Source organism: Aestuariirhabdus haliotis (genome assembly GCF_023509475.1).
Classification (GTDB): domain Bacteria; phylum Pseudomonadota; class Gammaproteobacteria; order Pseudomonadales; family Aestuariirhabdaceae; genus Aestuariirhabdus; species Aestuariirhabdus haliotis.
This window is the reverse complement of sequence record NZ_JAKSDZ010000002.1, coordinates 197122-220235: the sequence shown is the minus strand read 5'-3', so window position 1 is coordinate 220235 and position 23114 is coordinate 197122. Positions and strand designations below refer to the sequence as shown.

Genomic DNA, 23114 nt, shown 5'->3' with positions numbered 1-23114 from the left:
AAAGAAATACATAGCCGAATGCTAGCAGCTATAAATAAGTGATAATGATCAAGATTATCAGTTAAACGCTATCGTTGTGGTAGCGAAGAAGTTTTACTTAAGCGACCTTGAGTTGTTACCAGATGACATTTGTCTTCGGGTTGTTTTTGGGGGTGAGCTTATGTTTCACTTTTGCCCAAGCTCGCGATGCTCGCTAGTGTTGCTTCTGTTCGTAAATTGGACGCTTCATGCATTTTAACGGATCCCTACCCACCCCTTTAAACAAGGGCGCAAGCCCCAGGCACTATGGCTTTTTGTTGTTGCCGGGCTATTCCTTGATCGCCTTTTCGTCGGCCATTGAAGCATTGCGCATGGCCAACTGGGTGAGTGGGCAAGATTTGTACGAATGCACCATGATCAGCCCGGATGGTGACCCGGTGACCAGTAGCTGTGGTGTCGAGACGCGGGCTGATGCCTCACTCGAGCAGATGCCAGCGCTGGATTCATTAATTGTGTGTGGTGCCAGTCCGGTAGCTCGGACTGGCAATGAGAGTGTGATTCGTTGGCTTCGGCAGCTCAACAAGCGCGGTATGGAAGTTGGCGGCATAGGTACGGGGAGCTATTTGCTGGCCTGTGCGGGCTTGCTGGATGGTTATCGGGCGACTATTCACTGGTGGGATTTGCACAGCCTGCGGGATGAATTCCCTAATATTAATGTTTCATCCAACTTGTTCGAGATCGATGGCGATCGTATTACCTGTGGAGGCGGAACCGCCGCCATGGATATGATGCTGTTTTTAATTGGCCAGCAGCATGGTCTCGAGATTGCTTCGTCGATTTCTGAGCAATTTGTCTGTGAGCGAATTCGTCCCCCGGAACATCCCCAGCGGATCCCTTTGCAGGCAAGGATCGGTACCAGTCATACCAAGCTGATCGAAGCGGTCAGTCTAATGGAGGCGAATATTGATGAGCCTCTCACTACCGATGATCTGGCGTTCCATGTTGGGGTGTCCCGCCGCCATCTTGAGCGTTTGTTTAAAAAGCATCTGCAAAGCGTACCCTCAAAGTATTACTTGCAGATGCGTCTTGAAAAGGCCCGCCAACAGTTGCAACAGAGCGATGTGCCGGTGGCTGAGGTGGCGCGAAGCTGTGGCTTTGCTACGGCGTCTCACTTTAGTACCACCTATCGCAATCACTATGGCTTGACGCCTCGTCAGGAGCGAACGGCTCAATAAGGGCCGTTCCCGAACTTTGTCAATCGTCCAGTTAGCCTTCGCGGTAGGCGCGAATCACCTCTTCGGCAATAATATCCAGACCACGATTAACCTCGCTCGGCGAGCGAGTGTAAGTGATACGAATGCATTCATGGCTGTGTTGCCAGGCTTCTTCCATCCCCGGGAAGAAGTAGTGGCCCGATACCACCAGTACTCCGCGTTGTTTTAAACGGTTATAGAGTTCCAGGCTGCTAATTGGCAGACCTTCCAGCCATAGCCAGAGGAACATGGCGCCTTCGGGTTTGTGGATGTGAAATTTATGTCCGGCCAGTCGATGGCGCAGGTGATCGGTAGCGGCTAACGCTCTCTGCTGATAGAAGGGCCTAATGACCGTATCGCTCAGGCTGAGGATCGAGCCATCCTTGATCATGTCCAGTGCCAGCATACTGCCGGCGCTGTTGGGAGACAGACTAAGAATGGCGTTGACGCCACTCAGTGCTTTGATAATGGCTTCGTCAGCAATCACGATTCCGGTACGTAGAGCAGGCAGACCCAGTTTGGACAGGCTCAGGCAGAGAATGGTATTGGCGTTCCACATCGGTGTCGCCGGGGTGAACAGCAGGTTCGGGAAGGGCTGGCCATAGGCACCATCGATAATAAGCGGCACGCCCTGAGCCTGGGCCATAGCATCGAGACGCGACACTTCTTCGTCGGTGATTACATTGCCGGTTGGATTGGTAGGGCGTGATACGCAAATGGCGCCGGTTTCAGTACCCACTTGCAAGTTGGCAAAATCGACCCGGTACTTGAACAGGTTGTCTTCGAGCAGCTCGATATCGGGGCGCGTTGCGTTGAAAAAGTTGTCACTCAGGCCGGCATCGGCGTAACCGATATACTCCGGCGCCAGTGGCAGCTGTATTTGCCGTTGGCTACCATCGCTGTACTCGCCGGCAAAAAGGTTAAAAAGCATAAAGAACGCATTTTGGCTGCCATTGGTCAGGGCAATGTTGTCGGCCGTGAGCCCCCAGCCATAGCGATTGTTCAACAGCTTTACCAGTGAGTGGATAACTTCCTTTTCACCCTGAGGTGCATCGTAGGTGCCTATCAGGCGAACAAATTCATCATGATTGTCGAGAATACGTTGCAGTCGTTGCTTGAAGGCTTGCTCGACTTCTGGAATATGAGCAGGATTCCCCCCGCCCATCATGATCATATCTTCGCCGCTTGCTAGTGCATTTCCCAGGTCGTCCATAAGCGAAAGGATGCCGGAATTGCTGGTGAATTTTTCACCAAATGCGGAGAGTTTCATTGCGCGAGGTTCCTTGATGGTGGAGCCGTTATGGGATGGTTTGATCTGGGAGCCGATTGTACCAGAATTGATTTTTGCTGTTGCTCGACAGTTTTGCTCTGTTGAGTAAAAAGTCAGCAATGTTGTCGGGCCCTGTTTGTCGGGGCGCTTAATGCCTGCTTTACAAGGATATCCCAATGCTTATCCACAGAATGTGTGGATAGACTCTTGATTACGCCGTGTTGTCTTTAACCAAACGGTCGAGTCTGAGGAAGGAGCGGGCCACCACGGCGGATAGCAGGTTGCCAATGGCGGCACCTATAAAAAGGCCGGGAATGCCTGCCAGTTGTGAACCGACCCAGGCCAAGGGTACAAAAAACAAAAATAATCGACAGGCGCTGACACAAATGGCTTTCGAGGGTTGGTGCAGGGCATTGAGCGAAGAAACGGTCAGTATAGTAACGCCAAGGGGGGCCAGGCTGAGCACAACACACCACAGATAGATTTCAATGTATCCGTGGGTGATCGGATTATCACCAAAAAGCGTTGCCAGCCAGGGTGCGCTCAGGGCCAGCAACAGGTAAATACCGGTTTGCCAGATCAGGGCAAACCGATAACTGCTGCGAATAGCCACTACGATTCGATCGTATTGTTGGGCTCCCAAGTTCTGGCTGACCAGTGGCGGTAATGTCATCGACAGAGCCAGAATGGCCAGCAATGCCAGTGCACTGATGCGTTCTCCCACCCCGAACGCGGCAACGGCTTCGGGTCCAAAGCCTGCCACAATGGCAGTGACAATGGCGATGGCGAGAGGGGTCATCATGTTAGAGAGTGCTGCGGGCAGGGCTATGCGTAAAATGCCCGGCCAGCAGTTAAGCAGTTCAATCAGGGATGGAGGCGTTAAACAGACCAGGCGATGTTTAACCGTGAGCAGCAAAAGGCTGATGGAGAGAGCGATCGACCAGGCAATGATGGAAGCGATAGCCGCGCCCTGCAGCCCCAGTGCAGGTATTGGGCCGATACCGAATATAAGGAGAGGGTCGAGCAGGGCGTTCAGGAATGCTCCCAGAGCCATCAGTTTAGCTGGTGTTTGAGTGTTACCGGTGGCACGAAAAATGGCATTGCCGTTCATCAAGATCAACTGACAGGTGCAGCCGAATATCCACAGGCTAAGGTAGTCGTTTATCAGGGGTTGCAGGTGTTCGGGAGCGCCGAGTAATGAAAAAATCTCATAAAGGAAATGCTGACTGATCGCGCTGACAGAAATTAGAATGATCGCCGCCATCAACAGGGCGTTACGTCCAATCGACGCGATAGGTAAGTCGCTGCCGGCGCCCTGGGATCGTGCCATCGTGGCCGAAATGCCGATGCCCATCCCCACGGCAAGGTTTACCAGGGTGGTGGCAAAGGGCAGGGTGAAGCCAACAACCGCAAGTTCATCGATGCCGAGCTGGGAAATAAAATAGGCATTGAGCAGGTAATACAGCATCAGGGAGATGATGCCGCCCATCATGGGGGTGGTCAGTCGACGAAGTAGAGGAACGACCGGCTCGGTGAGAAAGGGGTTCATTACCGGCATGCCGGGTTTGGTATCCAGGTGGGGTGAATGGGTAGTGTACCCCAGAGTGCCAGGGTTGTGGTGAGTTTGTGTGTCTGAACCATGGTCGCGTTGACAGTTTTGGCCTTGCGCCGTTCAATAGGGTGCCTCTGATGTTATTGTATCTGGAACTTACATAAAGTTATGACTGCTCTTAGCTGGGATTACCCTTCGCCCTATCTCGTTGATCTCCTGGTCGGTGCCGAACATATCGACCACTATGGCCATGTGAATAATTGCGAATACATTCGCTGGCTCGAAGTGGTGGCATGGCAGCATTCAAATTTTCTCGGGTTAAGTCTGGAGCGTTACCGGGAGTTGGATCGAGGGATGGTAGTGCACCGTCATGAGGTCGATTACCTCGTGCCGGCGTTCGAAAGAGAGCAGTTGCAGATCGCTACCTGGGTTGCCAGTTGCGATGCCAAGCTCACTCTGGAGCGCTATTTTCAGCTACAACGGCCCAGTGATGGCCTTACCCTGATGCGGGCCAGGACGCGCTTTATTTGTGTCCAACTCAGTAACGGCAAGCCTCGGCGAATGCCTCGGGAGTTCGTTGAAGGTTATGGTGGTGTTGCCTTGTCGGCAATAAGTGCGGATCTCTCTCCCTGAGCGTTCGGTTGTGCCTGGGTTACATGGCTGATGTGTTATTTCAGACCCTTAAGCCGGTTAAAGGGTTCTCCTTCATTTACACACTCCAGGTCTATTCTGATGCGAATGATCGAACGCTGAAAACTGGCTGTAAATATAGACTCGGCCTCCGGGGCAACAAGCTGTGTTCGAATGGTGGGGGTTTCAGGTCCGTTTCGAAAATGGGCTCTGCATTGGATGGCGTAGGCTTCCTGGTTTTTGACCTGCAGAATCACGCTGTTAAGGGCGTTGCTGGCCTGATACTCAATCTTCATTCCGTTAGGGTTTGCATTGATCTCGATAGGGTAGAAGGCTTGGGCACCAGGGCTAAGCGTGATCAGCAATAGCGACAGAATTAGGCTTTGTTTTGCCTTGGTTCCATGGCCGTTCAGGTTACCGCATTTGTTGGTTAAAGCCGTTAGGGTTTTCATGGTGCGGGTTCCAGCGGAATCTGCGGTGCCCAATCAAGCCAGCTGGTTTGTGCTTGGGGGAAGAGCTGGAAGCGGGCACCTTCGGTTACCTGTTCTCCCATATTGACGTTGTCGGGAGTGGCGAAAGTGATACCTCCGGCAAGAATAGACTCCAGCGATTCGGTTTTAATGCTGGCACCTTTAAACAAGCCAAAGTTAACGTCTATTCCGCTGGCATTCCAGAATCGGGTGTTTTCTTTGATCAGCGAGCGATAGGGCTCTTCTATATTAACCAGTATATGCACAGCGTCGGCGAATTCTGCCAGTTTGAATCCTGTGACTTTGCCGACTGGAATGTCCCGATAGCTAACTAGACTGCCTTTTTTTAAGGAGCCCTTACGAGGTGTTACCAGCGTGATATTCAAACCGCGACTGACGGGAGCGCTAAAGGGAGGGTTGGACAGGCCTTCGAAACTGTTCGAGAAACGCCCGGGTGTTTTAGATGGGCGGACTTCAATATAGTAACCACTGATCAAAGTGCCGAGATTGGCCGTTTTTGCCAGACCCAGTTGTGGTTTAACCACCCAGAAAACACTGCCTTCTCTGGCCAGGGCCTGTGCCGAGCTATTGAGTTGCGCACTGACTTTGACATTCTGCATGTCGGTGTTGAGGTCTACGCCGATAACAGAGCCGATACGAATGCCATTAAATCGAATTTCTGTGCCTTCTTTCAGGCCCGTCCCGTTGTCAAATGTGATGGAGATGAAGGGTCCCTTGTCGATAGTGGCAGAGCGGTTAGCAAACAGTTTGAATTGATCACCATCCTTGGCAGGCTGTGCGTTGGTTGATTCGGGGCTATCAAAAGATAAGCCCCCGGCAATCAGTGATGAGAGAGACTCGGTTTCCAGCTTCAATCCGGTAAGGCCGCCGCTGATACTGATGCCGCTGGTGTTCCAGAATTTACTGTTGCTTGTGACCAGGTGTGCGTAGTGTTCCTGTATGTACACATTGACAACAACGCCGTCATTATTTTTATTGAGAGTGAAGTCTTCTACGGTGCCTACCGGGATTTGACGAAAGCTGACGGGACTACCAACGGTTAATGATCCCAGATTGTCGGCTTGTAAATACAGGGTTAAACCGCTTTCTTCCATCTCCTTGGGAGGGCGGTGGTCAAGCCCGATAAAATCCCTTTTGGGAGCGCGGTTTTGTAGTTCTGTGGCAGAGTTGACGTTGTTAAAGTCCATGTTGATGTAGTTGCCTTTTATCAGTGCGTCTATACCCTTAATGCCGCCAATGCCGATTTCAGGTTTGACCAGCCAGAAGCGGGCGCCTTCGACCAAAGCGGGTTCTGCCCTGGGGTCTACCATGACTTCTGCCCAGACACCGGTAAGGTCGGGCTTTACGGTTACAGTTCTAACAATCCCAATGGTCAAGCCCTCATAAATTACCTGTGTTTGCCCCTCCACGAGATCCCTGCCTGATGCAAATTCCAGGCGAATGGGAATGCCTGCCTCGGCATCATCAAAGTTATCGAAAAGGGCGAATTCGTCCCAGTCATCCGCGAGTTCGGACTCAATATCTGTCTCGGGTGTATAGAAAGCGAGGCCACCACTGAGCAGGGACATCAAAGATTCCACTTCAATTTTAAAACCGGAGAGATTACCTCGGAAATGCACGCCGCTGGCATTCCAGAAACGACTGGTTTTTTTAACCAGATGGGCATGTTTCTCCTCTATAAATGCCCTGACGTCGACGCCTTTACCTTCGGCATCAAGTCGATAGCTGACTATGTAGCCAACCTGGATTTTTTTGAAGTAGATGGGAGTGCCGATGGCGATGGATTTTGGGTGCTCCGTACGAAGCATAAAATGTAGCCCCTCGGCATCGTTGGCAAGACTGGGGGGCGAAGACAGGGCTTTAAAATTTAACTGCTGTTTTTTGTCCAGACTGCCGGCACTCATGGAGATATGATTCCCCGATAGTATGGTTTCAAGTCCGGTAACGCCTTCCAGAGATACTTCCGGTTTTACCAGCCAGAATTTTGCATCCTCGGTAATGTATTTCACCGCATCGGGCTGAATCGCAACTTCGACATCGACTCCTTGAGAATCTTGCGCTATTCGCATCTTGGCCACTTTACCGATGGCCAAGCCTTGCAACATGACCGGAGTACGATCGGCAATAATGCCGGTGGCGCTGGGAAACTGTATGACGATAGTGGTGGGGGCTTCTTTAATGCCTTTATATAAAAGCCAGCCACCAATCAGAGCGGCAATGAAAGGTACCAGCCAAATCACCGAGATACCACGAGGTGGTTCTGAAATAGCCTCAGGGATAGAGTGATCTTGAGGTTCAGTCATCTTTTATATCCTTAGGTTCCTTGTCATCTGTTGTGACATCCTGATCCCAGATCAAACGAGGATCGAAACTGGTTGCGGCAAACATAGTGAGTACCACCACAAGGCCAAAGGCATTTGCGGCGCTGCCGGCTTCAAATTCACTGAGATTACCAAGGTTGATAAGCGCCATCAGAATGGCAATAACAAACAGATCCAGCATTGACCAGCGCCCAATCCATTCGATCATGCGGAACATGAGGGTGCGTTGTGTCGGGTTCATCGACCAGCGGTATTGTACCGATAATAGTAATGTCACTATCCCGAGTAGTTTTAATACGGGGACGGCAATGCTGGCGATAAAGACCACAATCGCAATGGGGATCATGCCGGCTTTGGTCAGGGCAATAATCCCGCTCATTATGGTGTCGGGTTGGCTGTGGCCCAGGTAAGTAATTGTTGTGATGGGCAACAGGTTCGCTGGAATGAACAGAATTGCGGCGGCAATAGTCAGGGCCCAGGTACGAATCAGTGTTTCCGGTTTGCGCGAAAACAGGGGGCTGTAGCAGCGTGGGCAAAGTGCCTTGGTTTGTGCTGCTGGTGGTTTTTTGCACAGCTTGTGGCAGGTATTGCACAGACACAGGTTGTTGTGGCGAGCACTAGTCATGTCGGTACTTCTCCAGCAAATCCCAGGTGGTGTGCTCGTCCAGGGTTTGGCTTAATCCGATGGTGCACAGCATCAATCCTGTGAAGCAGATCAGCCCGTAGCCCGGGCTGATCATGGCCATGTTTGCCAGCTTAATAATGGCCACCAGTATGCCTATCATATAGACCTCTAGCATGCTCCAGCTGCTGAGGTGATGGTACAGTTTAAATGCTTCGATCTGGGCGCGAGACGAACGCCCCAGTTGCAGGGGAATAAGTACCAGAAGAGCCAGTACCAATCGCATCAAGGGGAAAATGACGCTGCATAACAGAACCAGGCCACTGATCCACCAGTGGCCGTTATCAAACAGCCTGGTCACTCCTGTGAGCATGGTATCGATATGGGTTTGACCGAACAGCTCCATGCTCATAATAGGGAGCGTGTTGGCTGGTATAAAGAAAACCACTCCGGCGAGCGCCAGAGCGATGGTATTGTGTGTGCTCCCCGGCTTGTGCTGATACAGTTTGTAACCACAACGCGGGCAGCGCACAATCTGGTGGAGTTTTTTTTGCGCAGGCTGCAGTAGCAAGTCGCATTCGTGGCAGGCGGTTAATGGTCGTTCACGCAGAAAGGGGGGGGTCACTATGGCAATACCTTGCATATGTTCTATCAGGTTATATAAAAGTGAGGCGTCCTACAAATGATCGTCAGCGTGTTTTTCTTAGTCTTCAAGGGTTTATGTTGATGCGGTGTCGCTCGGAATGCGGAGCCTGTTGCGTAGCGCCTTCTATTGCTGGTGCGCTTCCCGGTATGCCCAATGGCAAGCCGGCGGGAGTGCGCTGTATTCATCTGGACGATCTTTCGCGTTGCAAGTTGTTTGGTATGCCTGAGCGTCCCTCGCTCTGTGCGCAGTTTCAGGCGGAAGAATCGGTTTGTGGCCACTCGCAACAAGAGGCACTGGAGCGGATTCGAGTGCTGGAGGAGTTGACTCGCTAGTGGACAGGCACAAAAAAGCCCGGTTTCCCCGGGCTTTTTTGTGCCTGTTATGGCTTAGCGCTTGTCGACGCTGACGTAGTCGCGCTGGTCATAACCCGTGTAAAGCTGGCGAGGGCGACCGATGCGGTATGGTCCGCTGATCATCTCGTGCCAATGGGCTATCCAGCCAGGAGTGCGGCCAGTGGCGAAAATAACCGTGAACATTTCGGTTGGAATACCAATCGCCTTGAGAATAATGCCGGAGTAAAAGTCCACATTTGGATAGAGCTTACGCTCGGCGAAGTAGGGGTCTTCGATCGCGATTTGCTCCAGTCGCTTGGCGATTTTCAGCAGCGGATCGTCGATACCCAGCTCGGACAGGACTTCATCGCAGGTGGTTTTCATGACTTTGGCTCTAGGGTCAAAGTTTTTGTAAACACGGTGTCCAAAGCCCATCAGGCGGAAAGGATCGTTCTTGTCTTTGGCGCGGGCAACGAACTCATCAATGTTGCTCTCGTCACCGATCTCTTCCAGCATATTCAGTACGGCTTCGTTGGCACCGCCGTGAGCGGGGCCCCAGAGGGCGGCAATGCCCGCTGCGATACAAGCGAACGGGTTGGCGCCGGATGAGCCGGCAAGACGTACGGTTGAGGTAGAGGCGTTTTGCTCGTGGTCTGCGTGCAGCAGGAAAATACGGTCCATTGCGCGCTCGAGAACGGGATTAACCACATATTCTTCGCAAGGGGTGGCGAACATCATATGCAGGAAGTTGCCAGCATAGGAGAGATCGTTGCGAGGGAACATGAAGGGTTGGCCGATGGAGTACTTGTACACCATGGCAGCAATGGTAGGCATCTTGGCTATCAGGCGGTAAGCCGCTACTTCACGGTGACGCTCATTGCCGATGTCGAGGGAGTCGTGATAGAACGCGGACAGGGCACCGACCACGCCACACATAACGGCCATCGGGTGTGCGTCACGACGGAACCCGTTGAAAAAGTGGTTCAGTTGCTCGTGCAACATGGTGTGATTGCGAATGGTGCCGGCAAATTTTTCTTTTTCTTCCTTATTAGGAAGCTCACCGTAAAGCAGTAGGAAGCAAGTTTCGAGGTAGTCAGATTTTTCGGCCAGTTGATCAATTGGGTAGCCGCGGTGCAGAAGAACGCCTTTATCACCGTCGATGTAGGTGATCTTGGATTCGCAGGCTGCCGTCGATACAAAGCCTGGATCGAAAGTGAAAAGCCCCTTGGGAGTCAGTCCGCGTACATCTACCACGTCTGGTCCGGTAGTGCCTGAATACATCGGCAGGTCAATGGTACCAATACCTTCGATGGTTAGTTGCGCTGTTTTCTCAGCCATATGGAGGCCTCCTATCGTGCCAATTGGGTATGCGTATTGTTATCTAATGGTCGCGGCTTATCTTTATTGTTGTAGCGATTCGGGCTTCGGCCCTGAAAGTGACCGACAAATATAAAGTGATTAATCTGTTTGTCAATTACAGCTCGACACTAGATATCACTTTTCGTAACACTCGGGCATTCGACCAATCGCTACTTGTGATTGCGTCGCCGGTCAACAAAATAGAGCCCTCAAGGCCCTGAGACAGGGGGTGTCAGGCGATTTGTAGTTTCACTACAGGTTTGTATTTGTTACCTGATGTCTTTATACTTCCAGCCCGAAGTTAGGGGGGGGACCAGGCTCTTCCGGGCCGGTAACATCTGCTTCGCAGAGACCTATCTTTGATGCACGTCCTTATAAACATGCTCCCGTCGAGGAGCCAAAGAGCGTAAAGAGCCGTGAATAGTAAAAGACCTGTCAATCTTGATCTAACAACGATTAAACTCCCGCTGCCTGCTTATACCTCCATTCTCCATCGCATCTCCGGTGTCATCCTTTTTGTCGCTATAGCCTTTCTTTTGTATGCCCTCGATCTATCGTTGGCTTCGGAAGCCGGTTTTAACGAACTGAAAGTCATGATGCAGGGTTTCTTTGCGAAGTTGATTACCTGGGGCATTGTGTCAGCGCTTCTATATCACCTGGTAGCCGGTATCAAGCATCTACTCATGGATATTGATATTGGTGACGACAAGCTGACTGGCATCCTGGGTGCCAAGATTACAGTGGTTGTCTCTGCCGTACTGATAGTCCTTGCGGGGGTAGTAATATGGTAACTAATGTAACGAACTTCTCTCGTAGTGGCCTCTATGATTGGATGGTGCAGCGCGTTAGCGCCATTGTTTTAGCGGCTTACTTTATTTTTCTGTTGGGATACCTTGGCTGCAGCTCTGATGTCAGCTATGCCCAGTGGGGTGAGTTGTTTTCACAAACCTGGATGCGAGTGTTTAGTCTGATGGCGCTTGTTTCTTTAGGTGCGCACGCTTGGGTTGGTATGTGGACCATTTCTACCGACTATTTGACGGAGGGGGCGTTGGGTCGTCGCGCTGTCGTTTTCCGTTTCCTGTTTCAAGCGATCTGCGGTACCGCCATGTTCACTTATGTGGCTTGGGGTGTACAGATTTTGTGGGGTCTATAAGTTATGTCAAAGATTCGTACCATAGCCTTTGATGCCATCGTAATTGGTGGCGGTGGTGCCGGTATGCGCGCCGCACTTCAGTTGACCGAATCCGGCCTGAAGACTGCCTGTATTACCAAAGTATTTCCTACCCGTTCCCATACCGTGTCAGCCCAGGGTGGAATCACCTGTGCGATTGCCAGTGATGATCCTAATGATGATTGGCGCTGGCATATGTACGATACCGTCAAGGGGTCCGATTATATCGGCGACCAGGACGCTATCGAGTATATGTGCAGCGTAGGGCCACAAGCCGTTTTTGAACTGGAGCATATGGGCCTACCTTTCTCCCGTACTGAGCAGGGTCGTATCTACCAGCGTCCTTTTGGTGGTCAGTCAAAAGATTTCGGTAAAGGCGGGCAGGCTGCTCGGACCTGTGCCGCAGCTGATCGGACTGGTCACGCATTGTTGCACACCCTTTACCAGGCCAACCTCAAAGGTGGCACCAGCTTCTTTAATGAGTGGTATGCCGCGGATCTGGTTAAGAACAAGCAAGGCTCCGTAGTTGGTGTTATCGCCATCTGTATCGAAACCGGTGAGACCGTTTACATTAAAGCCAAAGCCACAGTGCTGGCGACTGGCGGTGCCGGACGTATTTATCAATCTACTACCAATGCCCTGATCAATACCGGTGACGGTGTGGGTATGGCGTTGCGTGCCGGTTTCCCTGTGCAGGATATGGAAATGTGGCAGTTCCACCCGACCGGTATTGCCGGTGCCGGTACTTTGGTAACGGAAGGTTGCCGTGGTGAGGGTGGTTTCCTGATCAACAGTGAAGGTGAGCGTTTTATGGAGCGTTATGCGCCCAACGCAAAAGACCTGGCTGGCCGTGATGTGGTAGCGCGTTCCATGGTTATCGAAATTCTCGAAGGCCGTGGTTGTGGGCCAAATAAAGATCACGTACTGCTGAAGCTGGATCATCTGGGTGAAGAAGAGCTGAACCGTAAATTGCCTGGAATCTGTGAGCTGTCAAAGACCTTTGCCCATGTGGATCCTGCCAAAGAGCCGGTTCCTGTGGTACCAACCTGCCACTATATGATGGGCGGACTGCCGACCAATATCGGTGGCCAGGCGCTCGTACCTGGTGAAGGGGAAGACGTTGCGGTTCAGGGGCTGTTTGCCTGTGGTGAGGCAGCCTGTGTATCAGTCCACGGTGCCAACCGCCTGGGCGGTAATTCCCTGCTGGATCTGGTTGTCTTCGGCCGTGCTGCGGGCATCGAGATCGAGAAACAGATGAAAGAGGGTATTGATACCCTTGATGCCAGCGACACTGACATCGAACAGGCCATGGCTCGCCTGGATAAACTTAACAGCAGCACTGGCGGTGAAAAGGTTGCCGAGGTTCGTGAAGAACTTCAGAAAACCATGCAGCTGTATTTCGGTGTTTTCCGTGAAGGTGAGAGCATGCAGAAGGGGCTCAAACTGCTTGAAGAGTTGGGAACCCGGGTTCAGAACCTGCATCTTGAAGACAAGAGCAATGCCTTCAATACCGCGCGTATTGAAGCATTGGAGCTGCAAAACCTGTACGAGGTGGCTTACGCTACCGCGGTATCTGCGGAAGAGCGTAAAGAAAGCCGAGGCGCTCACGCGCGTAATGACTTTACCGAGCGTGATGATGAGAACTGGCTGAAGCACTCCCTGTATTTCCCAATCGAGAAGCGTGTTGGCAAGCGTGAAGTGAACTTTGCGCCCAAGACCGTCGAAGCGTTTCCTCCGAAGATTCGGACCTACTAATTCAGGGAGCTCAGCATGTTAGTCAGTATCTATCGTTACAACCCCGAGGTAGACCAGGTCCCCTATATGCAGGACCTGCAGGTAGAGATTCCTGAAGGCAAAGACCTGATGGTGCTCGATGTGTTGGCTTTGGTTAAGGCGCAGGACCCTTCGTTGGCTTATCGTCGTTCATGTCGCGAAGGTGTTTGCGGCTCGGACGGTATGAACATGAATGGTACCAATGGCCTGGCTTGTATTACTCCGCTTTCCGCGGTGGTGACCAATGACAAGCTGGTGTTGCGTCCGTTACCAGGCTTGCCGGTAATTCGCGATCTTGTCGTCGATATGGCTCAGTTTTATGCCCAGTACGAAAAGATCAAGCCTTATCTGCAAAACGAAACGCCGCCACCGGCGATCGAACGCCTGCAAAGTCCTGAAGAGCGTGAAAAGCTCGATGGACTCTACGAGTGTATTTTGTGTGCATGCTGTTCAACAGCCTGCCCATCTTTTTGGTGGAATCCGGATAAGTTTGTTGGCCCATCCGGGCTGCTACAAGCATACCGCTTCCTGGTAGACAGTCGCGATACCCATACGGAAGAGCGGCTGGCGGATCTTGATGATCCATTTAGTGTGTTCCGTTGTCGGGGCATCATGAATTGCGTCAATGTTTGTCCGAAAGGCCTCAACCCCACGCGGGCGATTGGTCATATTCGTCATATGTTACTCAAGAGTGGTACCTGATTACCCGCAGACTAGATTACTCGTTGGAATATCACTACCGGGCTATACGCCCGGTAGTTAGCAATAACCGGGCTCAAAAGGTCCGGCAATAACATAAAACAACCAACAAGGGATGCTCGGTTTGACCGTCCGTTCTGTGGAAGGTGATGAATTTTCACCTGTAGTCCAACGTATGGCCCCATACGCAGAGCGTCCCTAGAGTACGGGGTAATATTGTGAAGCAAGAAGGTGTGATGCAGCGGATGTGGGATTCCTCCCATATATCCGGTGGCAATGCTGCATACGTAGAAGAACTCTACGAACTCTATATTCGGGACCCTAATGAGGTGCCTGAAGAGTGGCGTGATTACTTTGAAAAGTTACCTCAAATTGAGGGGGTGACGGCCAGAGATGTTCCGCACTCGACAATTCAGGAACATTTCCTCTATCTCGCTCGTAACCGTACCCAGCATGTCAATCCCGCTGTGGTTTCTTCTGACCATGAGAAGAAGCAGGTTCTGGTACTACGACTGATCAGCGGCTATAGGGTTCGCGGCCATCAAAACGCCCAGCTGGATCCGCTTTCCCTTGTACAGCGTGAACCCGTTCCAGACCTTAAGCTTGAATACCACGGCCTCTCTGCTGCTGATCTCGATACCCCATTTCAGACGGGGTCGCTGTTTATCGGCAAAGACGAAGCGACTCTGGGTGAGATATTCGAACACCTGAAACACACCTATTGTGGCAGTATCGGCGCCGAGTTTATGCACATCGTCAACACGGATGAGCGTCGCTGGTTCCAAAATCGTATGGAATCGGTCCGTGGACGCCCCGATATTACGCCGGAATCCAAAGTACACCTGTTGGAGCGTTTGACCGCATCCGAGGGGCTTGAAAAATACCTTGGCACAAAGTTTCCTGGTACCAAGCGTTTCGGCCTTGAGGGCGGAGAAAGCCTGATCCCCATGTTGGATGAGATTATTCAACGTAGTGGTTCCTATGGCACCCGGGAAATTTGTATCGGCATGGCGCACCGTGGCCGCCTGAACGTACTCGTCAATACGTTGGGTAAGAACCCAGCTGATCTGTTTGATGAGTTTGAAGGTAAGAAATTGCATGAGATGGGGTCCGGTGATGTGAAGTATCACCAGGGTTTCTCCTCCAATGTGATGACCCCGGGTGGCGAGTTGCACCTGGCGCTGTCCTTTAACCCGTCGCACCTTGAAATTGTCTCTCCCGTTGTCGAAGGGTCTGTACGAGCTCGTCAGGATCGACGCAAGGACAGTGAGCGGGTACAGGTTGTGCCCATCGCGATTCACGGTGACTCGGCCTTTGCCGGGCAGGGTGTTGTGATGGAGACATTGCAGATGTCCCAGACACGTGCCTACAAAACCGGCGGCACCATCCATGTAATCATCAACAACCAGGTTGGCTTTACGACCAGCAAACCTGAAGACACTCGGTCAACCGAATATTGCACCGACGTTGCCAAGATTGTTGACGCGCCGATTTTGCACGTCAATGGGGATGACCCTGAAGCGGTGTTCTTTGCGGCCAAGATGGCGGTTGATTACCGCATGGAGTTCAATAAGGACGTTGTTATTGACCTGGTCTGCTATCGTCGCCGTGGCCACAACGAGGCGGATGAGCCTTCAGGCACACAACCGCTGATGTATCAGCAGATCAAACAGCAGAAAACCAGTCGCACAATTTATGTTGAACAGCTGATCGCTGAAGGGGTGATTACCTCTGAAGACGATCAGAACATGGCGAACGAATACCGCAATGCGCTGGATGATGGTCAGCACGTGGTGAAAAGCCTGGTCAAGAAGCCCAATACAGAACTCTTCGTTGACTGGGAACCTTATCTGGGCCATGAATGGACCGCCGAGTGCGACACGAGGTTTGACCTGCGTCGCCTGCAGGAGCTGGCACACCAGCTTAATGAAATTCCTGAAGGTGTGGTTCTTCAGCGCCAGGTTGGTAAGATTATTGAAGACCGCCGCAAAATGGCCGCGGGCGCTTTGCCGCTTAACTGGGGCTTTGCCGAGACCATGGCCTATGCGACCTTGCTCGATGAGGGTAACCAGGTACGTATGACGGGTCAGGACGTCGGGCGTGGAACCTTCTCTCACCGCCATGCCGTGCTGCATAATCAGAAAGATGGTGTGGCTTACATGCCATTGGCTCATCTTGCGGATGACCAGCCGCAAATCGATATTTACGATTCCTTCTTGTCCGAAGAAGCCGTGTTGGCCTTTGAATATGGTTATTCCACCACCACTCCGGGAGCATTGGTTATTTGGGAGGCCCAGTTTGGTGATTTTGCCAACGGCGCTCAGGTGGTGATTGATCAGTTTATTACCAGTGGCGAGCATAAGTGGGGGCGTCTGTGCGGCCTGACCATGCTGCTGCCACACGGTTATGAAGGGCAGGGGCCTGAACACTCTTCCGCCAGGTTAGAGCGTTATCTGCAGCTCTGTGCCGAGCATAATATTCAGGTGTGCGTGCCGACCACTCCCGCTCAGGTCTACCATATGCTACGTCGCCAACAGCTGCGGCCTCTGCGTAAGCCCTTAATTGTGATGACCCCGAAGAGCTTGCTGCGTCACAAGATGGCCATTTCTACTATTGAGGACTTGGCCGAAGGCAGCTTCCAGACCGTGATTCCTGAGGTCGATGAGCAGGACCCTGCTAAGGTTAACCGGGTCATAATGTGCAGTGGTAAGGTCTACTACGACCTATTGGAGAAACGTCGTAATGACGAGCTTGATAATGCCGCTATACTGCGTATTGAGCAGCTCTATCCGTTCCCCCACGAGGACCTGATGGCAGCACTTGCACCTTACAAAAATCTGGAGTCGGTTGTCTGGTGTCAGGAAGAACCGATGAATCAGGGCGCCTGGTACTCGAGTCAACACCACATGCGCCGAGCCATCGCCGAGCATGTGCCAGGAAAAGACCTTCAATACCACCTTAAATATGCAGGGCGAGACGCTTCCGCTGCTCCGGCGTGTGGGTATATGTCCACCCACGTCGAACAGCAAGAGAAGCTGGTCAATGATGCCTTCACCCTGTGAGCCCAATTAGAGCAACCCTGAAAGAAGCGGTTATAGGAACCTAACAAATGAGTACTGAAATCAAAGCCCCAAGTTTTCCTGAGTCGGTCGCCGACGGAACCATCGCTACCTGGCACAAGCAGCCAGGGGAAGCGGTAGCTCGAGATGATCTGTTGGCCGACATCGAAACGGATAAAGTCGTTCTTGAGGTGTTGGCCCCCAATGACGGTGTGCTTAAAGAGATCGTCAAAGCCGAAGGCGAGACGGTTTTGAGTGAAGAGCTGATTGCTATCTTTGAAGCGGGCGCGGCGGCTACGGCTGCCCCAGCCGCTCCGGCCGCCGAAGCTCCAGCTGCACAGGCTGCTCCTGCACAGGAAGCGATTTTAAGCCCGGCGGCACGTAAGATCGCCGATGAAAAAGGTCTCGATCCCAGCCAGATTGCCGGTACCGGTAAAGGTGGTCGAGTCACTAAAGAAGACGCACTGAAAGCCGCCGAGCAGGCCGGTCAACAACCAGCAGCCACCGCTCCGGTTGCCAAAGTGGATGCTAGTACTCCGGTATTTACGGGCGAGCGTGTTGAAAAGCGTGTGCCGATGACTCGTTTGCGCAAACGTGTTGCCGAGCGTCTGGTCGAAGCACAACAGATGACAGCGATGTTGACCACCTTCAATGAGGTCAACATGAAGCCTGTGATGGAGCTTCGTGCCCAGTACAAGGACCTGTTCGAGAAGAAGCATGGTGTTCGCATGGGCTTTATGGGCTTCTTTGTCAAAGCCTGTGTCGAAGCCCTCAAGCGTCAGCCCATTGTTAATGCATCCATCGATGGCAACGATGTGGTTTATCATGGTTATCAGGATATTGGCGTTGCGGTCTCATCCGATCGTGGGCTGGTCGTGCCTGTATTGCGCGACACCGATAATATGGGATTGGCTAATATTGAATCGAGCATTCGTGAATATGGCCTGAAAGCTCGTGATGGTAAGCTGGGTATTGAAGATATGACCGGCGGCACCTTTACCATTTCCAATGGTGGTGTTTTTGGTTCTTTGCTTTCGACACCCATCCTGAACATGCCCCAGTCAGCCATTTTGGGTATGCATAAGATTCAGGAACGCCCGATGGCGGTCAATGGTAAGGTCGAAATCCTGCCAATGATGTACCTGGCTCTTTCCTACGACCACCGATTGCTCGACGGCAAGGAAGCGGTGACATTTCTGGTAACTATCAAGGATCTGCTCGAAGATCCCGCCAGGTTCCTGCTGGAGATTTAACCCGTCAATCATTATGGGTTTCAGCGGATTTTTTCAACACGAATTTAGCAGGATACGATCATGGCAAAACAGTTTGATGTAGTAGTAATCGGTTCAGGACCTGGCGGCTATGTGGCCGCTATTAAAGCCGCTCAGCTAGGCTTGAAAACAGCCTGTATCGAGCGCGAAACCAAAAAAAATGGCAAGCCGGCATTGGGCGGCACCTGCCTTAATGTTGGCTGCATTCCATCCAAGGCTCTGCTGGATAGCTCGTGGAAATTCTACGAGAACAGCAACAAGATGGATCAGCATGGCATCAGCCTGGGCAAAGTCGAAATCGATGTGCCCAAGATGATCAAACGCAAAGAAGGTATTGTTGAAAACCTGACCAACGGTGTTGCAGGCTTGTTCAAGGCCAACGGCGTTACTCCGATTATGGGTACCGGTAAGATTCTGGGTCCCCACCAGGTAGAAGTCACCGATGCGGACGGCAAAGCTGAAGTGTTGGAATGTGAAAATATCATTCTCGCAACCGGTTCCACCCCCATCGATATCCCGCCAGCCCCAAAGACCGGCGATATCATCGTCGATTCTACCGGAGCCCTTGAATTTCAGAGCGTCCCCAAGCGTTTGGGCGTAATCGGTGCCGGAGTGATCGGGCTCGAGCTTGGCAGTGTCTGGGCTCGTCTGGGCTCTGATGTGGTTGTGCTTGAGGCGCAGGAAAACTTCCTCGCGATTGCCGATCAGCAGGTTGCCAAGGAGTCTCTCAAAGTCTACAAGAAACAGGGGCTGGATGTGCGTCTTGGCGCTCGAGTGACCGGCTCTGAAATCAAAGGTGAAGAAGTTACCGTTACCTTCCTCGATCAGAAAGGGGAAGAGCAGAAGGTCACCTTCGATAAGTTGATTGTGGCCGTTGGCCGACGCCCTTACACCGAAAACGCGCTAGCCGCCGATTGTGGTGTCAATATGGATGAGCGAGGCTTCGTCTTTGTTGATGATCAGTGCCGTACCGGCGTGCCAGGCGTTTATGCCATTGGTGATGTGGTACGTGGCCCCATGCTGGCTCACAAAGCCTCGGAAGAGGGTATTATGGTCGCTGAGCTGATCGCTGAGCAGGCCGCCCAGATGAACTATGACCTGATCCCTTCCGTGATCTATACCCACCCGGAACTGGCATGGGTCGGTAAAACCGAAGAAGAGATCAAGGCGAGTGGTGAGGCTTATAAGGTCGGTACTTTCCCATTTGCGGCCAGTGGTCGTGCGATGGCTTCCGATGATACCACCGGTCTGGTCAAGGTGATTGCTGATGAAGCTACCGACCGTATTCTGGGTGTTCATGTGTTGGGCCCCAGCGCTGCCGAGCTTGTCCAACAAGCGGCTATTGCGATGGAATTTGGTTCCAGCGCAGAAGATATCGCGTTGACCGTATTTGCTCACCCAACCGTTTCAGAAGCCTTCCACGAGGCGGCCTTGGCGGTAGATGGTCATGCCATACACGTCGCCAATCGCAAAAAGCGCAAGAAGTAGAGTTCAGATTCAGAGGCAAGTTCTTCGGAACCTGTCTCAGGATTGCAGCCTTGGCTGCGGTCAGAAAATTTGCGGACCTGGTCCGCTCTAGGGATAGCAGATTGACGAAGGTCAGGATGTTATTGAGGTCAGAACGGTGCGCCTGGCGCACATTGCAACGGTAAAACGAGCATGAACCTTCATGAGTATCAGGGCAAACAGTTATTTGCCGAGTATGGGTTGCCTGTATCCAAGGGCTATGCCTGCGATACACCCGAGGAAGCGGCACAAGCGGCGGATCGTATCGGTGGTGATAAATGGGTAGTCAAGGCGCAGGTACACGCCGGCGGCCGGGGTAAGGCTGGCGGTGTTAAGCTGGTCGATTCCAAGGATGACATTCGTGACTTTGCCCAGACCTGGTTGGGTAAAAATCTGGTGACTTACCAGACAGATGAGAATGGTCAGCCAGTGAGTAAAATTCTGGTCGAGTCTTGCACCGATATAGCCGAAGAGCTTTATCTGGGTGCAGTCGTTGACCGCGCCACCCGCCGTATTGTTTTCATGGCATCCACTGAAGGTGGTGTTGAAATCGAAACGGTTGCGGAAGAAACTCCGGAGAAAATCCTGAAGACTGAAATCGACCCATTGGTCGGCGCTCAGCCTTATCAGGGCCGTGAGTTGGGCTTCAAGCTGGGTCTTAATAACGATCAGGTCAAGCAGTTCACCAAGATTTTCCTGGGGCTGGCCAAGCTGTTCCAGGACAAGGATCTTGCCCTGATCGAGATTAACCCTTTGGTCATTACTGACGAAGGCAATCTGCACTGCCTCGACGCCAAGCTGGGTGTCGATGGTAATGCGCTTTATCGTCAGGCTCAGGTTCGTGAAATGAATGATCCTAGCCAGGAAGATGAGCGTGAAGCGCATGCGGCTCAGTGGGAACTGAACTACGTTGCGCTCGATGGCACCATCGGTTGCATGGTTAACGGTGCAGGCCTGGCCATGGGAACCATGGATATCGTTGCCTTACATGGCGGTTTTCCTGCTAACTTCCTCGACGTAGGTGGTGGTGCAACCAAGGAACGCGTCACCGAAGCGTTCAAAATCATTCTTTCTGATGACAACGTGAAAGCCGTGCTGGTGAATATCTTTGGTGGCATTGTACGTTGTGACCTGATTGCCGAAGGCATCATCGGTGCTGTGAAAGAAGTGGGCGTACAGGTACCCGTGGTGGTTCGCCTGGAGGGTAACAACGCTGAACTGGGATCCCAGGTTCTGGCGGACAGTGGTCTGGACATCATCGCGGCTACCAGCCTGACCGATGCGGCTCAGCAAGTAGTGAAAGCTGCGGAGGGCAAGTAATGAGCGTATTGATTAACAAAGACACCAAGGTGATCTGCCAGGGCTTTACTGGCGCGCAGGGTACGTTCCACTCAGAGCAGGCCATTGAATATGGTACGCAGATGGTAGGTGGTGTAACGCCGGGTAAAGGCGGTCAAACCCACCTGGGTTTGCCGGTTTTTAATACCGTCTCCGAAGCCGTTGCTGCAACGGGTGCCGATGCTTCTGTTATTTATGTGCCAGCTCCGTTTTGTAAGGATTCCATCCTTGAAGCTGCCAACGGCGGTATCAAGTTGATCGTCTGCATCACCGAAGGCATTCCTACTCTGGATATGCTCGAATGCAAGGTCAAGTGTGACGAGTTGGGTGTACGCCTGATCGGGCCCAACTGCCCGGGCGTTATCACCCCTGGTGAATGCAAGATCGGTATCATGCCGGGTCACATCCACCTGCCAGGCAAAGTGGGTATCGTTTCTCGTTCAGGCACCTTGACCTATGAAGCGGTTAAGCAGACCACCGATGCCGGTTTTGGCCAGTCCACCTGTGTTGGTATCGGCGGAGACCCTATTCCGGGTTCCAACTTTATCGACATACTGGAAATGTTCCAGAAGGATCCAGCCACTGAAGCGATCGTTATGATCGGTGAAATTGGTGGTACCGCAGAAGAAGAAGCAGCAGCTTACATCAAGGCGAATGTCACCAAGCCTGTTGTCTCTTACATTGCTGGTGTCACTGCACCCAAAGGCAAGCGTATGGGACATGCCGGGGCGATTATCTCCGGTGGCAAGGGCACGGCAGATGAGAAGTTTGCCGCGCTGGAAGATGCTGGTGTCAAGACCGTTCGCAGCCTGGCTGAAATCGGCAGTGCTTTAGCAGAAATTACTGGCTGGACTGCCAAGTAGGCGTTCATTCAGTAATGAAAAAGGCAGCCTTCGGGCTGCCTTTTTTGTGTCTGCTGGGTATGATGGAGCGGCTGAATAGTCATGGATTTATAGTGTGATAGATTCTCGTAAATACAGCTTTTTCAGGGCGCTGCGCCCGTTTTCTTTTAGTGTTGCCCTAATCGCCAGTAGCCTCGGTGTTCTGATTGCAAATCAGGAGGGTTATCACGATTGGTTACGCAGTAGTTTGATTATTGTCGCAGCACTGCTCGCACAAGCGACCACAAACCTGATTAACGATCATGGTGATAAATCATATTGGAAGAGGGCCGAAACAGAAACGGATGAAGTAACGACACAGGTATTGGCGGCGATTACGCGTAACACCCGTATCGGAATTCTGTGTGGCGTCGCGGCTTCAGCGATTGGCCTGTGGCTAACCATAAAAACAGACCTGGGGTTGTTGTTACTCTGTGTGTTGGGTTTTCTGGGTGGATTTTATTACACGGCAGAGCCGGTTAACTATAAGCGTCGAGGCTTGGGTGTTGTCTTGGTGTTCTGGTTTACCGGTGTGCTGTTGGTACTGGGTGCCTACTATGGTATGACCGCTAGTCTCGCTACTAAGGTAATCTGGCTTTCTGTCCCCATTGCTATCCTCTCATCATTATTGCTGTTAAGTAATGAGCTTCGTGACATTAATGAGGACCGCCAGCAAGTCCTGCAAACGCTAACGGTACGACTTGGTCTTGGGTGTTCGCGGTGGCTCTATGTGGCTCTGTTATTGAGTTGCTATTTGTTCTGCGGTTACCTTGCTATATTGAGTTTGATTGACCAGCTTTATTGGCTTCTGCCTTCGTTGGTTGTGGCTCTGTTTCTGCTTCGCCGAGTAAGAGCAGAGGATTGTGGAGGGGCTTTGTTGCCTCCGTTTACGGGTCGATTTTTTTTAGTGTTTGGCATTGGCTATCTGTTGACCGTGCAAGCAGCAGCTATTTAGTTTATT

The 23114-nt window shown here is 52.0% G+C and carries 20 protein-coding genes; 13 read left to right on the top strand and 7 right to left on the bottom strand.

Going from position 1 to position 23114, the window contains the following annotated elements:
• The first annotated feature begins 227 nt into the window (after positions 1 to 227).
• Entirely contained in the window at positions 228 to 1214 is a 987-nt protein-coding gene (locus tag MIB40_RS02910; RefSeq protein WP_249690588.1) for a GlxA family transcriptional regulator, read from the top strand.
• A 31-nt stretch (positions 1215 to 1245) separates the two neighbouring features.
• Here MIB40_RS02910 and MIB40_RS02905 read toward each other — a convergent pair whose 3' ends face one another.
• Positions 1246 to 2502: a valine--pyruvate transaminase gene (locus MIB40_RS02905; RefSeq protein ID WP_249690586.1), complete on the bottom strand. Its 1257-nt coding sequence runs from the start codon at positions 2500 to 2502 to the stop codon at positions 1246 to 1248.
• Positions 2503 to 2713: 211 nt separating this feature from the next.
• Complete coding sequence (locus MIB40_RS02900) at positions 2714 to 4051, bottom strand: MATE family efflux transporter (protein ID WP_249690584.1); 1338 nt, start codon at positions 4049 to 4051, stop codon at positions 2714 to 2716.
• A gap of 171 nt (positions 4052 to 4222) precedes the next feature.
• On the opposite strand from MIB40_RS02900, the gene MIB40_RS02895 reads away from it, so the two are divergent.
• Positions 4223 to 4687 (top strand): acyl-CoA thioesterase, encoded by a 465-nt coding sequence (locus MIB40_RS02895; RefSeq protein WP_249690582.1) that lies wholly within the window; start codon positions 4223 to 4225, stop codon positions 4685 to 4687.
• Between the two features lie 35 nt (positions 4688 to 4722).
• On the opposite strand, the gene MIB40_RS02890 is transcribed toward MIB40_RS02895, so the two are convergent.
• From MIB40_RS02890 to MIB40_RS02875, 4 genes are read right to left on the bottom strand one after another with little or no spacing between them, the layout of a single operon-like run.
• The gene (locus MIB40_RS02890; RefSeq protein ID WP_249690580.1) at positions 4723 to 5136 is read right to left on the bottom strand and encodes a hypothetical protein; all 414 of its coding nucleotides are present in this window, start codon (positions 5134 to 5136) and stop codon (positions 4723 to 4725) included.
• Positions 5133 to 7478 (bottom strand): PqiB family protein, encoded by a 2346-nt coding sequence (locus MIB40_RS02885; protein WP_249690578.1) that lies wholly within the window; start codon positions 7476 to 7478, stop codon positions 5133 to 5135. The genes MIB40_RS02890 and MIB40_RS02885 overlap by 4 nt, the downstream gene beginning before the upstream one ends.
• Positions 7471 to 8121 (bottom strand): paraquat-inducible protein A, encoded by a 651-nt coding sequence (locus MIB40_RS02880; RefSeq protein WP_249690576.1) that lies wholly within the window; start codon positions 8119 to 8121, stop codon positions 7471 to 7473. Before MIB40_RS02880 ends, MIB40_RS02885 begins: the two co-directional genes overlap by 8 nt.
• The gene (locus MIB40_RS02875) at positions 8114 to 8743 is read right to left on the bottom strand and encodes a paraquat-inducible protein A (protein WP_249690574.1); all 630 of its coding nucleotides are present in this window, start codon (positions 8741 to 8743) and stop codon (positions 8114 to 8116) included. Before MIB40_RS02875 ends, MIB40_RS02880 begins: the two co-directional genes overlap by 8 nt.
• Before the next feature lie 41 nt (positions 8744 to 8784).
• Here MIB40_RS02875 and MIB40_RS02870 point away from each other — a divergent pair, with 41 nt between their 5' ends.
• Positions 8785 to 9096: a YkgJ family cysteine cluster protein gene (locus tag MIB40_RS02870; protein ID WP_454892279.1), complete on the top strand. Its 312-nt coding sequence runs from the start codon at positions 8785 to 8787 to the stop codon at positions 9094 to 9096.
• Positions 9097 to 9150: 54 nt separating this feature from the next.
• Here MIB40_RS02870 and gltA read toward each other — a convergent pair whose 3' ends face one another.
• Complete coding sequence (gltA, locus tag MIB40_RS02865; RefSeq protein ID WP_249690572.1) at positions 9151 to 10434, bottom strand: citrate synthase; 1284 nt, start codon at positions 10432 to 10434, stop codon at positions 9151 to 9153.
• A gap of 437 nt (positions 10435 to 10871) precedes the next feature.
• Here gltA and sdhC point away from each other — a divergent pair, with 437 nt between their 5' ends.
• From sdhC to MIB40_RS02815, 10 genes are all read left to right on the top strand, one after another.
• Positions 10872 to 11246 (top strand): succinate dehydrogenase, cytochrome b556 subunit, encoded by a 375-nt coding sequence (sdhC, locus tag MIB40_RS02860; protein WP_249690570.1) that lies wholly within the window; start codon positions 10872 to 10874, stop codon positions 11244 to 11246.
• A complete protein-coding gene (gene sdhD / locus MIB40_RS02855; protein WP_249690568.1) occupies positions 11240 to 11608 on the top strand; it encodes a succinate dehydrogenase, hydrophobic membrane anchor protein in 369 nt (122 codons plus the stop codon). The genes sdhC and sdhD overlap by 7 nt, the downstream gene beginning before the upstream one ends.
• A 3-nt stretch (positions 11609 to 11611) precedes the next feature.
• Positions 11612 to 13381 carry a succinate dehydrogenase flavoprotein subunit gene (gene sdhA, locus MIB40_RS02850; protein ID WP_249690564.1) on the top strand — a complete coding sequence of 590 codons (1770 nt, stop codon included), beginning with the start codon at positions 11612 to 11614 and terminating at the stop codon, positions 13379 to 13381.
• 15 nt (positions 13382 to 13396) lie between these two features.
• Positions 13397 to 14101, top strand: a complete 705-nt coding sequence (locus MIB40_RS02845; protein ID WP_249690562.1) for a succinate dehydrogenase iron-sulfur subunit — start codon at positions 13397 to 13399, stop codon at positions 14099 to 14101.
• Between the two features lie 233 nt (positions 14102 to 14334).
• Complete coding sequence (locus MIB40_RS02840; RefSeq protein ID WP_249690786.1) at positions 14335 to 17160, top strand: 2-oxoglutarate dehydrogenase E1 component; 2826 nt, start codon at positions 14335 to 14337, stop codon at positions 17158 to 17160.
• Between the two features lie 47 nt (positions 17161 to 17207).
• Positions 17208 to 18410, top strand: coding sequence for a 2-oxoglutarate dehydrogenase complex dihydrolipoyllysine-residue succinyltransferase (gene odhB / locus MIB40_RS02835; protein WP_249690560.1), 1203 nt, complete (start codon positions 17208 to 17210; stop codon positions 18408 to 18410).
• A 60-nt stretch (positions 18411 to 18470) separates the two neighbouring features.
• Positions 18471 to 19916, top strand: a complete 1446-nt coding sequence (lpdA, locus tag MIB40_RS02830) for a dihydrolipoyl dehydrogenase (RefSeq protein WP_249690558.1) — start codon at positions 18471 to 18473, stop codon at positions 19914 to 19916.
• Between the two features lie 171 nt (positions 19917 to 20087).
• Positions 20088 to 21254, top strand: coding sequence for an ADP-forming succinate--CoA ligase subunit beta (gene sucC, locus MIB40_RS02825; protein ID WP_249690556.1), 1167 nt, complete (start codon positions 20088 to 20090; stop codon positions 21252 to 21254).
• Positions 21254 to 22135 carry a succinate--CoA ligase subunit alpha gene (sucD, locus tag MIB40_RS02820; protein ID WP_249690554.1) on the top strand — a complete coding sequence of 294 codons (882 nt, stop codon included), beginning with the start codon at positions 21254 to 21256 and terminating at the stop codon, positions 22133 to 22135. The genes sucC and sucD overlap by 1 nt, the downstream gene beginning before the upstream one ends.
• 94 nt (positions 22136 to 22229) lie before the next feature.
• Positions 22230 to 23108 carry a prenyltransferase gene (locus MIB40_RS02815; RefSeq protein ID WP_249690552.1) on the top strand — a complete coding sequence of 293 codons (879 nt, stop codon included), beginning with the start codon at positions 22230 to 22232 and terminating at the stop codon, positions 23106 to 23108.
• Positions 23109 to 23114: the final 6 nt, after the last annotated feature.